The sequence below is a fragment of the Celeribacter naphthalenivorans genome (genome assembly GCF_020524585.1).
Lineage (GTDB): Bacteria > Pseudomonadota > Alphaproteobacteria > Rhodobacterales > Rhodobacteraceae > Celeribacter > Celeribacter naphthalenivorans.
The window spans coordinates 159,945-173,518 of record NZ_JAIVLK010000003.1; the positions used below are offsets into that span (position 1 = coordinate 159,945).

The 13,574-nt window shown below is 58.9% G+C and carries 17 protein-coding genes; 12 read left to right on the forward strand and 5 right to left on the reverse strand.

The window, feature by feature from the left end; all coding sequences use genetic code 11:
* Positions 1-72: 72 nt before the first annotated feature.
* Positions 73-1,215, reverse strand: a complete 1,143-nt coding sequence (locus tag LC094_RS07385) for a phosphoserine transaminase (RefSeq protein ID WP_226551203.1) — start codon at positions 1,213-1,215, stop codon at positions 73-75.
* Between the two features lie 254 nt (positions 1,216-1,469).
* Here LC094_RS07385 and serB point away from each other — a divergent pair, with 254 nt between their 5' ends.
* The 6 genes from serB to LC094_RS07415 all read left to right on the forward strand — a co-directional run bounded on the left by serB (position 1,470) and on the right by LC094_RS07415 (position 5,874).
* Entirely contained in the window at positions 1,470-2,348 is an 879-nt protein-coding gene (gene serB / locus LC094_RS07390; protein WP_226551204.1) for a phosphoserine phosphatase SerB, read from the forward strand.
* Between the two features lie 7 nt (positions 2,349-2,355).
* Positions 2,356-3,114, forward strand: coding sequence for a TSUP family transporter (locus LC094_RS07395; protein WP_226552221.1), 759 nt, complete (start codon positions 2,356-2,358; stop codon positions 3,112-3,114).
* A 239-nt stretch (positions 3,115-3,353) separates the two neighbouring features.
* Positions 3,354-3,893 carry an invasion associated locus B family protein gene (locus LC094_RS07400; protein ID WP_404814975.1) on the forward strand — a complete coding sequence of 180 codons (540 nt, stop codon included), beginning with the start codon at positions 3,354-3,356 and terminating at the stop codon, positions 3,891-3,893.
* A 113-nt stretch (positions 3,894-4,006) separates the two neighbouring features.
* Positions 4,007-5,194 carry a 23S rRNA (adenine(2503)-C(2))-methyltransferase RlmN gene (gene rlmN / locus LC094_RS07405; RefSeq protein ID WP_226551206.1) on the forward strand — a complete coding sequence of 396 codons (1,188 nt, stop codon included), beginning with the start codon at positions 4,007-4,009 and terminating at the stop codon, positions 5,192-5,194.
* A gap of 35 nt (positions 5,195-5,229) precedes the next feature.
* The gene (locus LC094_RS07410; RefSeq protein ID WP_226551207.1) at positions 5,230-5,673 is read left to right on the forward strand and encodes a hypothetical protein; all 444 of its coding nucleotides are present in this window, start codon (positions 5,230-5,232) and stop codon (positions 5,671-5,673) included.
* Between the two features lie 12 nt (positions 5,674-5,685).
* The gene (locus LC094_RS07415) at positions 5,686-5,874 is read left to right on the forward strand and encodes a hypothetical protein (RefSeq protein ID WP_226551208.1); all 189 of its coding nucleotides are present in this window, start codon (positions 5,686-5,688) and stop codon (positions 5,872-5,874) included.
* On the opposite strand, the gene LC094_RS07420 is transcribed toward LC094_RS07415, so the two are convergent.
* Positions 5,871-6,725: an LOG family protein gene (locus LC094_RS07420; RefSeq protein WP_226551209.1), complete on the reverse strand. Its 855-nt coding sequence runs from the start codon at positions 6,723-6,725 to the stop codon at positions 5,871-5,873. The two genes, LC094_RS07415 and LC094_RS07420, sit on opposite strands and share 4 nt — an antisense overlap.
* Positions 6,726-6,845: 120 nt before the next feature.
* Between LC094_RS07420 and dapD the strand changes: the two genes are divergently transcribed.
* Both dapD and LC094_RS07430 read left to right on the forward strand, forming a co-directional pair.
* Complete coding sequence (dapD, locus tag LC094_RS07425) at positions 6,846-7,673, forward strand: 2,3,4,5-tetrahydropyridine-2,6-dicarboxylate N-succinyltransferase (protein ID WP_226551216.1); 828 nt, start codon at positions 6,846-6,848, stop codon at positions 7,671-7,673.
* Between the two features lie 201 nt (positions 7,674-7,874).
* Positions 7,875-8,117, forward strand: coding sequence for a GlsB/YeaQ/YmgE family stress response membrane protein (locus LC094_RS07430; RefSeq protein WP_226551218.1), 243 nt, complete (start codon positions 7,875-7,877; stop codon positions 8,115-8,117).
* 19 nt (positions 8,118-8,136) lie between these two features.
* Here the strand turns inward: LC094_RS07430 and LC094_RS07435 are convergent, their stop codons facing one another.
* Together LC094_RS07435 and LC094_RS07440 are read right to left on the reverse strand one after the other, a co-directional pair.
* Positions 8,137-8,406 (reverse strand): DUF6525 family protein, encoded by a 270-nt coding sequence (locus tag LC094_RS07435; protein WP_226551220.1) that lies wholly within the window; start codon positions 8,404-8,406, stop codon positions 8,137-8,139.
* Complete coding sequence (locus LC094_RS07440; protein WP_226551221.1) at positions 8,403-9,608, reverse strand: GTP-binding protein; 1,206 nt, start codon at positions 9,606-9,608, stop codon at positions 8,403-8,405. The genes LC094_RS07435 and LC094_RS07440 overlap by 4 nt, the downstream gene beginning before the upstream one ends.
* A gap of 117 nt (positions 9,609-9,725) precedes the next feature.
* Here LC094_RS07440 and LC094_RS07445 point away from each other — a divergent pair, with 117 nt between their 5' ends.
* Positions 9,726-10,076: a hypothetical protein gene (locus tag LC094_RS07445; RefSeq protein ID WP_167601017.1), complete on the forward strand. Its 351-nt coding sequence runs from the start codon at positions 9,726-9,728 to the stop codon at positions 10,074-10,076.
* Positions 10,077-10,108: 32 nt separating this feature from the next.
* On the opposite strand, the gene LC094_RS07450 is transcribed toward LC094_RS07445, so the two are convergent.
* Entirely contained in the window at positions 10,109-11,161 is a 1,053-nt protein-coding gene (locus LC094_RS07450) for a transporter substrate-binding domain-containing protein (protein WP_226551222.1), read from the reverse strand.
* A gap of 239 nt (positions 11,162-11,400) precedes the next feature.
* Between LC094_RS07450 and dapE the strand changes: the two genes are divergently transcribed.
* Genes dapE through LC094_RS07465 form a run of 3 tightly spaced genes read left to right on the forward strand, consistent with a single transcriptional unit; the run spans position 11,401 to position 13,555 of the window.
* Entirely contained in the window at positions 11,401-12,546 is a 1,146-nt protein-coding gene (gene dapE / locus LC094_RS07455; protein WP_226551230.1) for a succinyl-diaminopimelate desuccinylase, read from the forward strand.
* Entirely contained in the window at positions 12,543-12,968 is a 426-nt protein-coding gene (locus LC094_RS07460) for a GNAT family N-acetyltransferase (RefSeq protein WP_226551232.1), read from the forward strand. The genes dapE and LC094_RS07460 overlap by 4 nt, the downstream gene beginning before the upstream one ends.
* A complete protein-coding gene (locus LC094_RS07465; RefSeq protein WP_226551234.1) occupies positions 12,965-13,555 on the forward strand; it encodes a TIGR04282 family arsenosugar biosynthesis glycosyltransferase in 591 nt (196 codons plus the stop codon). Before LC094_RS07460 ends, LC094_RS07465 begins: the two co-directional genes overlap by 4 nt.
* Positions 13,556-13,574 lie beyond the last annotated feature (19 nt).

The following is a 13,574-nucleotide window of genomic DNA, read 5'->3' on the forward strand; positions in this document are numbered from 1 at the left end:
GGGAAAACCGGGCGGCAGGCCGCCGCCCGTTGAAGTCCGTAAGCGCCTATTGCGCAGTCCGCTTACGCGGATTTATTGCTCAGCAATGCACTCTTCGAAGGCCCATTTGAGCCAGAGCGTGAGCGCCTCGACATCGGACGCCTCAATCGTCGCACCACACCAGACCCGCAGACCGGCAGGCGCATCGCGGTACGCCCCAACGTCATAGGCGACGTTCTGCTCTTCGAGTTTCTTGGCCACGGCTTTCGCAAAAGCGGCGCCGTCCTTGATGCGGTCATCGGTGAACTTCAGACACACAGAGGTGTTCGACCGCGTGGCCTCATCTTCGGCGAGGTTGGCGATCCAGTCGTGACGATCACAGAAATCCCAAAGCACTTTCGCATTGGCGGTCGAGCGTTCGATCAAAGCCGGCAGACCGCCGATCTTTTGCGCCCACTCAAGAGCCACGAGGTAATCCTCAACCGCAAGCATCGAGGGCGTGTTGATCGTTTCACCTTTGAAGATGCCTTCGATCAGCTTGCCGCCTTTGGTCATGCGGAAAATTTTCGGCAGCGGCCATGCGGGCGTGTAGCTTTCCAGACGCTCGACAGCGCGCGGTCCGAGAACGATGATGCCGTGCGCCGCTTCGCCGCCCATCACCTTCTGCCAAGAGAAAGTGGTGACATCGAGCTTGTCCCAAGGCAGGTCCATCGCGAAAGCCGCAGAGGTCGCGTCACAGATGGTCAGACCTTCACGGTCGGCCGGGATCGCATCGCCATTGGCCACGCGCACGCCGGAGGTGGTGCCGTTCCAGGTAAAGACCACGTCGGTGTTGAAGTCGATGTCAGCGAAATCGACGATCTGACCGTAGTCAGCGGTTTTCACCTCGGCGTCGATCTTGAGCTGTTTGACAACATCGGTGACCCAGCCAGCGCCGAAAGATTCCCAAGCCACCATCGTGGCTTTGCGGGCGCCCAGAAGGGACCACATAGCCATTTCAACGGCGCCGGTGTCGGAAGCGGGCACGATACCGATTTTGTAATCGGCAGGGATGCCAAGGATGTCGCGGGTCGTCTCGATCGCGGCGTTCAGCTTTTCCTTGCCAATTTTGGCACGGTGCGAACGGCCCAGAGGCGCGTCAGCCAGCAGATCGAGAGAGAATGTCGGGATTTTGGCGCAAGGGCCGGACGAAAAACGCGGATTCGCAGGGCGCGCCTGCGGGTGCTTGGTAGCCATAATGCTATCCTTCCAGATAAATGCCTCTCGTTGGGGAGAGGTGTCCCGCGGATCGAATTAGTGGCTTTCTCAGCGTTCAGCAATATGGATTCGTAAAAATCTGTCGCATTTTTATCCGACATACGTCGCATATGCGCTGGATCGTTTCCGATTGGAAACTTGGACCTCGCCTCGGAAAACCATCAAAACCTGATCTCATAACGCTGGAAACCCGTCATGTCATTGCGTAGACAGGCGACAAACGGAGGCCTCCCATGTTCACCTGTATCCTTCTCACCAACCCCGCCGCACCGGCCCTCAATCTGACCACTGCGGACGCGTTGCGTTCGGCCTGGGGTGGGGGCGACCTCAAATGGCTGTCTCTGGGCGAGGCCGCAGAGTTCAGCGTCGAGCGCGTTCCGTCGAATCACTGGGATGTCTGGGAAGGTCTGCAAACGCAGGGCATCGATCTGATTGTCGTGCCTTCTGAGGCGCGCCGCAAAAAGATGCTCTTGGCCGATATGGATTCGACCATGATCCAGCAGGAATGCATCGACGAGCTGGCGGATGTCGCGGGCGTCGGTGAGCGCGTCAAAGAGATCACCGCGAAAGCGATGAACGGCGAGCTGGATTTCGAAGGCGCACTGACCGAACGCGTCGGGCTTTTGAAAGGCCTGCCGGAAAGCGTCATCCAAAAGGTGATCGACGAACGCATCACTTTCATGCCCGGCGGCAAGGAGCTGCTCGCCACCATGAAGCGCGACGGCGCCTATTGCGCGCTGGTCTCGGGCGGCTTCACGGCCTTCACCGGCTACGTCGCCGAAGCGCTTGGGTTCGATGAAAACCGGGCCAACACCTTGCTGGTCGAGAATGGTGAGCTGGTTGGCAAACCGGGCCTGCCGATCCTCGGGCGTGAGGCCAAGGTCGCCGCGCTCAAAGAGATCACTGCGCGGCTTGGGCTCGCGCATGACGATGTGATGGCAGTCGGCGACGGGGCGAATGACCTTGGTATGTTGAAACTCGCGGGCGCGGGTGTGGCGCTTCATGCAAAACCCTCTGTCGCCGCCGAATGCGACATCCGCATCAACCACGGCGATCTGTCCGCGCTCTTGTTCGTTCAAGGCTACGCACGCTCCGATTTCGCCAGTGTTTGATTTTACTGTGTTTGAGGTCTCTCTCGATCTCCTGCTGATTCTCATGGCGGCGGGCTTTGTCGCCGGTTTCGTCGACAGCATCGCGGGTGGCGGTGGGCTGATCACCGTGCCTGCCCTCATGCTCGCGGGCATTCCTCCGGTGCAGGCGCTGGCGACCAACAAGGTGCAGGGTCTCTTTGGCGCGGGCATGGCCGCGATCAACTACGCGCGTGCCGGACATGTGGACCTGCGCAAACAAATTGGCCCGGCGGCGCTGTCCTTTGCGGGCGCCATGCTCGGCGCGCTTTTGGCAAGCTCTCTGCCGATCGATGTGATCCGCCTCGGCCTGCCGGTGCTTTTGATCGCTATCGCGCTGTTCTTTGCCTTCAAACCCGGCCTCAACGACATGGACAGGACCCAGCGCATCACGCCGCTGCTCTTTGCCACCACCTTTGTGCCGTTCATCGGATTTTACGACGGGCTATTGGGACCGGGCACCGGCGCGTTTTTCATGCTGGGGTTCGTGAGCCTTGCGGGCTACGGCATCCTCAAGGCTACGGCGCATACGAAACTGTTGAACTTCGCCTCGAATATTGGCGGGCTTTTGGGGTTTGTTTTGGTCGCCAAGCCTTTGTGGATGCTCGGCCTTGCCATGGGCGCGGCACAGATCGCAGGCGCCTATGTGGGCTCCACACTGGCCACGAAAGTCGGCGCCAAGCTGATCAAACCGGTGCTGGTGATTGCCTCGACGGCTCTGGCGCTCAAACTGATTTCCGAGTGGTTTTGAGTATTTTTAGCAACAAAGGAAACCCAGGCGTTTCGACCTGTTCTGACGTCTTTTCACGTTTCAGCGAATTTCTGCCAAGGGTCTTTCCCAAATCGGCGGAATTGCGTTACTGTGCCCGCAGATGATGGAATTTGGCCTGACCCCTTCTCGAAACCGCGGCTATAGACAGCGGAAGATGTGGTCAAGACAGGCCTGAAATGGTCGCAATCGACCGAAAGTTGAGAGGCAGCGAGAGTTCAATGAGATTTTTCGTGAAACAGACCCTGTTCGCAGCGACCCTGTTGGGTCTGGCAGGTCCGGCATTCGCGCAGGAAAGCACCAATCAGGTCGGGTCGAACACCGATTGGTATGTCTATGAGGAAAGCCAGCCGAACAAGACCTGCTGGGCGGTTTCGGTGCCGAAAGAGACGCTGAACACCGACAGCTCGGGTCGCCCGAAATCGGTGACGCGCTCTGAGATTTTGCTCTTCGTGACCTACGGTCCGGGCAATGGCGTCAACGGTCAGGTGTCTTTCTTGGGCGGCTATCCGTTCGAGCCGGGCTCCAACGTGACGATGGAAATCGGCGGCACGGAATTCACGCTGTTCACCAATTCGGATGACGAGACCGCCTGGGCCGTCACCCCCGAGGATGACGCCAAAATCATCGCCGCGATGAAACGCGGCGCCACGGCGACGCTGACCGGCAACTCGTCGCGCGGCACGATCACCAAAGACACCTTCTCGCTTCTTGGCTTTACCGCCTCTGTCGAAGAGGCCGCAAACCGCTGCGGCAAGTAAATATTGCCAAAGATGTGAGGTCAGGCCCTGCGGTTGCGGGGCCTTTTCTTATGGCTTTCTGGCAGGGAATCCTGTAGGGGAGCCCCTTAATCACCGCATATAAGAGACCCGCCATGGACCCCAGCGCACCGATCACGCAGGATGTAATGACCTTTCCGCGCAAGGAAACGCCCTCTGACAAGATCAATCTTGTCGGGCTGACCCGTGATGCGCTTCGGCAGGTGTTGATCGAAAACGGCACGCCGGAAAAGCAGGCCAAGATGCGCGCAGGCCAGATTTGGCAATGGATCTATCAGTGGGGCGAACGTGATTTCGCGGAGATGACCAATCTGGCGAAAGACTATCGCGCCATGTTGGCCGAGAAGTTCGAAGTGCGCGTGCCGGAGGTTGTGTCGAAACAGGTCTCCGAGGATGGCACCCGCAAATACCTCGTCCGCATCGACGGCGGCCATGAGGTCGAGGTGGTTTACATCCCCGAAGAAGGTCGCGGCACGCTCTGTGTGTCGTCGCAGGTGGGCTGTACGCTGACCTGTTCCTTCTGTCACACCGGCACGCAGAAACTGGTGCGCAACCTGACGGCGGGCGAGATTGTCGGTCAGGTGATGATGGCGCGTGACGATCTGGATGAATGGCCGGAGCGCGGCGCGCCCAAAGACGAGACCCGGCTGTTGTCCAACATCGTGCTGATGGGCATGGGCGAGCCGCTCTACAATTTCGAGAACGTCCGCGACGCGATGAAGATCGTGATGGATGCCGAAGGGATTCAGCTCGGCCGTCGGCGCATCACGCTGTCGACCTCGGGCGTGGTGCCGGAGATTCACCGCACCGCGCAGGAGATCGGCTGTTTGCTGGCCGTGTCCTTCCACGCGACCACGGATGAGACCCGCGACGTCTTGGTGCCGATCAACAAGAAATGGAACATCGAGAAGCTCTTGGAAGCGCTGCGCGAGTATCCCAAGGCGACGAACTCCGAACGCATCACCTTCGAATATGTGATGCTCAAGGATGTGAACGACAGCGATGAAGATGCGCATCGTCTGGTGAAACTTCTGGACGGCATTCCGGCGAAAGTGAACCTCATCCCCTTCAACGAATGGCCCGGCGCGCCCTACAAACGCTCGTCGAACAACCGCATTCGCGCCTTTGCGACGATCCTGATGCAGGCAGGTTACGCGTCGCCGATCCGCACCCCGCGGGGCGAAGACATCATGGCCGCCTGTGGCCAGCTCAAATCCGCGACCGAGCGTGCGCGCAAATCGCGCCGTCAGATCGAGGCAGAGGCGGGCATTCAGGCGCCGTAACCTCATCTTAACCATGCCCGAGTGAACATTCGGGCATGGACTGGATAACAATCAGATTCGAAGACGACCTTGGCACCCGCATCGAGCGGGCGGCGGCCCGTGCGGGTCAGCCGATCGGGGCGTTCATTCGCGGCAGGCTGCGCGACAGGTTGGATGAGGCCGCGCGCCCTCTAGAGGGAGCGTTCGGCTACAAAGGCCCCCGCAAACCCCATGCGTTGCAGGCCTACCTCGCCCATGATTTCGCCTATGCGACGGGTTGGACCGACCTGCAAGAGGCCCTGCGTGCCAAAGGCTATGAATTGGCGGAGCGCGGCGGCGGTTTGATCCTTCAGACCGTTGAAGGAGACCGGCTTTGCAAGGCCTCCGATCTTGGTCAGCCCTATTCCGCCTTGATGAAACGCTTCGGCACACCCTTTCCCGGCCATGCGCATCATCATCTCGTCACGCGTCATCTGGCGCAAAAACCCCTTCCCTTTTGAACTGAGGCCCTCATGGAAAAACTCACCCTGCTCTTGCCGAAAACCACCGTCGAAATGATGCATCTTCTGGCCCGGACCGAAGGCCGGACCATTGGGGCCATCCTGCAGGAGATGGCGCTGGATCGCTACATGCAGCAGATGATGTCATCGAAGCACAGCGCGGCAACGCAATTTGAGGCCTCCAAAGCGCAGGAAGCTTAGGCTTCGCGCCCGGCGATGTCCTCGCGCAGGCCTTGATTGGGCCACTCGTCAATTGCCTGCACGGCCTCTTCGGCGGTTTCCACGAATTTGAACAGCTCGAGGTCTTTGGGAGAGATTGTGCCCGCGTCCGCCAGAGCTTCCCAATTGATGATGTTTTGCCAAAACGCTTTGCCGAACAACAAAAACGGCACGCGGTTCATCCGGCCCGTCTGAATGAGCGTCAGGCTTTCGAACATTTCGTCCAACGTGCCAAAGCCGCCGGGGAACACCACGATGGCCTTCGCACGCATCAAGAAATGCATCTTGCGAATGGCGAAATAGTGGAAGTTAAAGCACAGCTCCGGCGTCACATATTCGTTCGGCGCTTGCTCATGCGGCAAGACGATGTTGAGGCCGATGGAAATCCCGCCCGCATCGCGCGCGCCACGGTTTCCCGCCTCCATCACACCGGGCCCGCCGCCGGTGACGATGATATTGTCCTTATGGCCATTGTTGCGCGCCGTCATGATCCGGGCAAACTTTCGCGCCTCATCGTAGTATTTCGACAGTTCGGCCAAGGTCTTGGTCTTCGCCGTCTCCTTTTTGTCGGGCGCCGGAATGCGCGCACCGCCGAAGAGCACGATGGTGCTTTCGACCCCGAATTCCTCCATCAAAATCTCAGGCTTCAACAGCTCCAACTGCAGGCGCACCGGCCGCAATTCGTCGCGAAACATGAAATCATTGTCGTTGAAGGCAAGCTTGTATGACGGCGAGCGCGTTTGCGGCGTGTCGGGGATATGTTGCGCCGTATCGCGGTCGACCCGGCTGTCGCGCAACGGGTGGCGGCGGTCGGTGTGTTTCGTCTCAGTCATCGTAATCCTGCCTTATGTCGTTTTGTCTCGCCGCCTGTGCTCTCTCGCGCGTTGCGCGGGCGGGTTTCAGCCATTATAGCCTGCGGGACCATATATTCCACGATGACCTCGGAGACCAACATGTCGAATGCACAGCTCGAAGCCGCCATCGAAGCCGCGTGGGACGCGCGCGATACGATCACCCCTGCAACCGGCGGCGAAACCCGCGAAGCCATCGAGTCTACGCTCAATGCGCTCGACAAAGGTGAGCTGCGTGTTGCCGAGAAACAGGACGACGGCAGCTGGCATGTGAACCAATGGGCCAAGAAAGCCGTGCTTTTGGGCTTCCGCATCAAGGACATGGAACTGCATGACGGCGGCCCGCAAGGCTCCGGCTGGTGGGACAAGGTCGACAGCAAGTTCAAAGGCTGGGGCACCGCCGAGTTCAAAGAGGCCGGGTTCCGCGCCGTGCCGAACGCCGTGGTCCGCAAATCCGCCTATATCGCGCCGGGCGTCGTGTTGATGCCGTCCTTCGTGAACCTCGGCGCGCACGTCGACAGCGGCACCATGGTCGACACCTGGGCCACCGTTGGCTCCTGTGCGCAGATCGGCAAAAACGTCCACCTCTCCGGCGGCGTCGGCATCGGCGGCGTGCTTGAACCGATGCAGGCCGGTCCGACCATCATCGAAGACAACTGCTTCATCGGCGCGCGCTCCGAAGTGGTCGAGGGCGTGATCGTCCGCGAAGGCTCCGTGCTGGGCATGGGTGTTTTCATCGGCCAATCCACCAAGATCGTCGACCGCGAAACCGGCGAAGTAATGTACGGCGAAGTGCCGCCCTACTCCGTCGTCGTCGCGGGCACCATGCCGTCGAAGAACGGCGTGAACCTCTACTGCGCCGTGATCGTGAAGCGCGTGGACGCGAAAACCCGGTCCAAAACCGGCATCAACGAGCTGCTGCGCGACTGAGCCTCAGCGATGTGAATTTTGCGGGCGTCGTGAGGGGAACCTTTCGGCGCCCGTTTTCGTTAAGAGGTATACCTAAAGCGTTTCTCGTTTAATCTGAATCAGATTGAGCGAAAGACGTTGCCACGCTGAATTGATATTGCTGCGTTTCTCAAAAATTGAGTGCCTCAAGTTTTTTGAGAAACGCTTTAAAAGGAGGAAACCATGGGACTTGGACTTATCGCATCGATCATCGTGGGCGGGCTTGCGGGCTGGATTGCCAGCAATTTCATGAAGGCCGACACGGGTCTTCTGGCCAATATTCTGTTGGGGATCGTGGGGGCTTTTGTGCTGAACCTGATCTTGTCGCTCGTCGGCATCTATGCCGCCAACAGCTGGGTGCCGCAGCTCATCGTCGGGATTTTCGGCGCGAGCCTTTTGATCTGGTTGGCCCGGCGCCTGCGGTAAAGCCGCGCCGGGACAGATTTTAAACCTGAGGAAAACGCGCGCCCCACACTCGGGGCGCGTCATGTGTCAGGCGCTTGGCCTCAATCTCCGAGAGATGCGCCAAGGCACGGGTCTCGCACCCGCCGCTTTGCTGCAACGCCTTTGACCAGAGCCTGCGCACGGAACGCGGCGACCACGGCAAAGCGGCCTCCGCGAGCCAAATCCGTAACGTGCGCGGCAGATGGTCGAACTCTCGCATCGGATCGCTCGCCCGTCTGCGTTTCCGCAGGGAGGTCTTGAGGTTGCTCATGCTGCGGCTCGGCCCCATTTCGGGAAGGGATCTTTGAGGGTTTGGGCCAGATTGGGGTCGATTTGATCCTCGGGGCCGATCAAAGCGGAATCGAGTTTCGCGCGGATCAGAGCCTCATCCATACCCGATCCGATAAAGACGATCTCTTGGCGGCGGTCGCCAAATCCATCGACCCAAACCTCGGCAATCTGCGCCCGGCCTTCCGGGTGGTTGGGCCAATATTTCTCTGGCACAGCGGCCCACCAATTGCCCAAAGGCTTAATCGTGCTGAGCGCGCCCGCCATGGAAAACTCCGCCGCCCAGTCGGGCCGCGTGGCCATCCAGAAATGGCCTTTGGCACGGATCACCCCCGGCAAATCGCCGTTCAGAACGATCTCAATCGCGGTCGGATCAAAGGGACGGCGCGCACGATAGACGAAGGACGTCACATCGTATTCATCGGTTTCCGGAACGTGATTGGCGAAGCCGTAAAGCTCCTTGGCCCAAAGCGGATGCTCATGCGCGTGGTCGAAATCAAAGAGACCGGTGCCGAGAACCTCCTCTGTGGCGACCTCAGAGAAATCTGCTTCGATCACCTTGGCGTCGGGGTTCAACGCGGCGACGATCTTGCGCGCGACGAGAACCTTGTCGGGGCCGGCGTCCGTGATCTTGTTCAGAATGATCACATCGGCAAATTCGATTTGATCGACCAGCAGATCGACGATGCGACGCTGATCGCCCTCGCCCGCCACCTCGCCGCGATCTTCGAGGAAATCGTGGCTGGAATAGTCGTTCAGCATGTTGACCGTATCGACCACCGTCACCATCGTGTCGAGGCGGGCGATGTCATCGAGGCTTTCGCCATGTTCATCTCGGAATTCAAAGGTCGCGGCCACAGGCAGCGGCTCCGCGATGCCGGTCGATTCGATCAGCAGGTAGTCGTATTTATTCGCCTCTGCGAGCCGACGCACCTCGGTCAAAAGATCATCCCGCAATGTGCAGCAGATGCAGCCATTGCTCATTTCAACAAGCGTTTCTTCGGTCCGCGACAGATCAGCACCGCCTTGGCGCACGAGATCGGCATCGATGTTCACTTCGGACATATCGTTGACGATCACCGCCACACGCAGTCCGGCGCGGTTGTTCAGGAGGCGATTGAGCAAAGTGGTTTTCCCGGAGCCGAGAAAGCCGGAAAGGACAGTGACGGGCAAGCGTTCGGACATAGGTAAGTTCCTTCGTGGAGAGACGGGGGCGAGTTTTAGATATGTAATAACATAACGTCAATCCCGTATGAAAAGCCCCCGCTTGACTTTTGCCCGCGCCCTCCGCAAAGGAGAGGCATGTCGAAAGCATCCAAACCCTCCCGCCAAAAAGTCTACACGCTCCTGGTCGAAATCGGCCGCAAGGAGGGCGATGGCCTGCCCAAAGGCGCCACGGGCGGAGCGTTGATGATCTATGCCTCAGGCGTGGACGAGGCCGAAGCCGTGCGCGAAACCGTCGCGATCCTGAAACAGGCCGACGTCGCGCCGCTGGATGTCACGGGATACGGCACGCTCGAAGAGCGGCTCGAAGAGGGCCACGAGATTTCCGATGAGGAAAAAGAGCTGATGCAGCGGGCCCTCGATGAGAACTCGGTGATCGTCGCACAGATGACGCCGTTTTTCGAGGATGACACCGGCACGCGTCACTAAGGCATTTGCTACCTATCGCGCTGGATTAGAGCCTATTTGGCCCCGAACCATTTGCGATAAATCGTGTCATAGGTCCCGTTTTCGCGAAGCTTCAACAGGCTGTGATTGATCTGATCGGCATAGGGAGAGCTGGTCGGCAAAGCGATGCCGTAGTTTTCCGGCAGGAAAATCGGCCCCACCATGCGCCCCACGCCCCGGCCCTCGTGGTTCACATAATAGGCCAGGATCGGCGCATCGAAGACGACAGCATCAATATCGTCATTCTCAAACGCCTCGATCAACTCCCCGGGATTCGCGTAATCCACAAAATTGAGGTCGCGACGCATAAGGAATTCGGCCGCCGTCGAATTGGCAACGGTGCCAATGGATTTGCCATAAAGATCGCCAATGCCGGAGACGTTCGACTGGATTGCCTCGACTGTCAGCACGGCTGTGATCCGGGCAACGAAGACAGACACAATAAACAGAGACGAAATCACCAGAAAGACACCAAAAACGCGGCCCAGCGGGGAGCGGGGCTGACGCTCTTCGAAACCGCCATTCACAACGAGGTTCAGGGCCCACCAAAAGGCCGGGAACATCGCCTTGCGCGCGGGCATGTTGAAATACTCTTGGTGATGTTTCTCGAAATACCACATCAACATGCCACCGCCGAACAACAGGGCGAAGGCTCCAGCAATGTACAAAAGCATGTCTGTTGAGAGAATCGCGGACCAAATCGTGACCTCGCCGCCATCGGCCCGCGTCATGATTTGAAGCCCGGCTTCGAAGATCGGCTGGGTGAAGTCCATGACCAATTCACGGTTTGAGGTGATCGAGATATTCGCAATGGCGGCATCCGCCTCGCCGGCCTCGATTTCCCCCAGCATCTCCGCAAAACTGTCGACGCGCGTGATGCTATAGCTCCAGCCAAGATCCTCAGCCAGAGCCTCCCACAGCTCCATGGAAAAGCCGGTTTGCTCGCCATCGACTTCCATCGAAAATGGCACACGCGTGATGGTCATGACCCGGTGGTCCTGAGCCGCGGTCATGTGGGGGGCAAACAGCACAAAGAGTGTCGCAAAAACGCGAAGAACATGTTTCATCGGATTCCCTCATCTATCTGCGCATATGGCATAGCCCACGGGTCTCTTTCAATCGTCGATCATGAGAGGAGGCCCGCGTTAAAGGTCAGAGATAACGAGGTGACATAAGTGCAACGACTTCGTGTCGCATAAGCCTCATGGTCGTCCTGTTCGGTATCGCCCTCACGGCACAAGCTTCGCATTGCCCCTCGGCGCTGGCCTCGGTAACTCTACAGGGGAACACTGCCAAAGGACGCCTCATGCCCCTAGACCCCGTCGATTTGACCGCCGCCCTCATTCGCTGCCCAAGCGTGACGCCGATTGAAGGTGGTGCGCTGGAACTGCTCGATAGAACTTTGACTGAGGCCGGGTTTGCCTGCACTCGGGTCGACCGCAACGGCACGCCAAACCTTTTTGCTCGCTGGGGCGATAAGGCCGCTCCGCGCACGCTGGGCTTTAACGGCCATACGGATGTGGTTCCGGTAGGGGACGAGGCGGCCTGGACCTGCGACCCCTTTGGTGGTGAGATCAAGGACGGCAAGCTTTGGGGTCGGGGAGCGACCGATATGAAGTCCGGGGTCGCCGCTTTCGTGGCCGCTGCCTGCGATTATGCGACCCAAACCCAGCCAAAAGACACTGCAATCGTCATCACCATCACGGGCGATGAGGAAGGCGATGCGACAGACGGCACCATCGCGCTATTGGACTTTATGGACACGACAGGAGAGGTGATGACCGACTGTATCGTTGGCGAACCGACCTGTCCGAACACCATGGGCGAGATGATAAAAATCGGACGCCGCGGGTCGATCACGGGCTACTTTACCGCACGCGGCACGCAGGGACATGTCGCCTACCCGCAACAGACCAACAATCCCGTCCCCGCTCTGGCCGGCCTCATGGCGGAGCTGTCGGCGCATAGTCTTGATCAGGGAACGGAGCATTTCGATCCTTCCAACCTCGAAGTCACGACCTTTGATGTTGGCAATGCCGCCACCAACGTCGTGCCTGCGCAGGCCCAGTCCACCGTCAACATCCGCTTCAACGATGCACATAGCGGCGCCTCTCTGAGCGATTGGATGCGCGCGAAAGCCAAAGTCACCGCTGAGCGTACCGGCATCGAGATCGATGTAGCGTTCCAGATTTCGGGCGAAAGCTTTTTGACGCCGCCCGGGGCATTTGTCGATCTGGTGGCGAATGCCGTTGCCACGGAAACGGGCGTGACCCCGATCCTGTCCACGACGGGTGGCACGTCGGATGCGCGCTTTATCAAAAACCACTGCCCCGTGGTCGAATTCGGGCTGGTTGGCAAGACCATGCACAAGGTCGACGAGCATGTGGACGTCGAGCACATCAATGCGCTCAAGACTGTCTATTCCCGCCTGATGAGAGACTATTTTGCATGACCATCACAATCTCCCAAACTGAAGATGTCCAAGCCTGCCTTGATCTCAGAATGACCGTTTTTGTCGAAGAGCAAAAGGTCCCTGTCGAGGAAGAAATCGACGACCTGGACCCCGTCTCCACACATTTTCTGGCCACCGACGAAAACGGCACGCCTGTCGGCACCGCACGCGTCTATGAAGTTGGCGAAATCGGCAAAATCGGCCGGGTTTGTGTCGAAAAATCGCAACGCGGGACGGGTCTCGGAGCACGGTTGATTGAGGCATGCCTCACGGAGCTCAAACAGCGCCCTCACCTCAAACAGGCCAAACTCGGCGCCCAGACCCATGCGATCGGGTTTTACGAACGCTTCGGCTTTCACGTCATCGGCGAGGAATATCTCGACGGCGGCATCCCGCATCAGGATATGGTGCTGGCCTTGTGAAACCCTGTCTGGTCGTCATGGTGAAAGAACCGCGTGCGGGACGGGTAAAAACCCGTCTTGCGCAGGATTTGGGTCTTATTTCGGCGACATGGTGGTATCGGCATCAGGCGCTGAGAACACTCCGCACCCTGACCGATCCGCGATGGGACACGGTCCTCGCCGTCACACCAGACCGTGAGGGTTTACAAAGTTCATTTTGGCCAGAGCATTTTCCCCGCATCCCACAAGGACCGGGACATCTCGGCCAACGCATGGCACGGGCCTTGCTCCGCATGGCGCCACGCCCGACCTGCCTCATCGGGTCAGATATACCCGACATCAAAAAGTCCCATATTGCCACCGCTTTCACTGCATTAGGGTCACATACTGCCTGTCTCGGCCCCGCCACGGATGGTGGATATTGGCTGATCGGCTTACGTCATCCTGCGCGACAGCCGGCTGGCTTTCTGGATCATGTGCGCTGGTCGACAGAATGGGCCAAAGCAGACACGATTGCCTCAGCCAAATCTCTGAATTGGGCTGAATTAGAGACGCTTTCTGACATCGACACCGGCGCGGATTATGCGCAATGGGTGGCCCGTCTGTGAAATCCTCGCGACAGCGTGC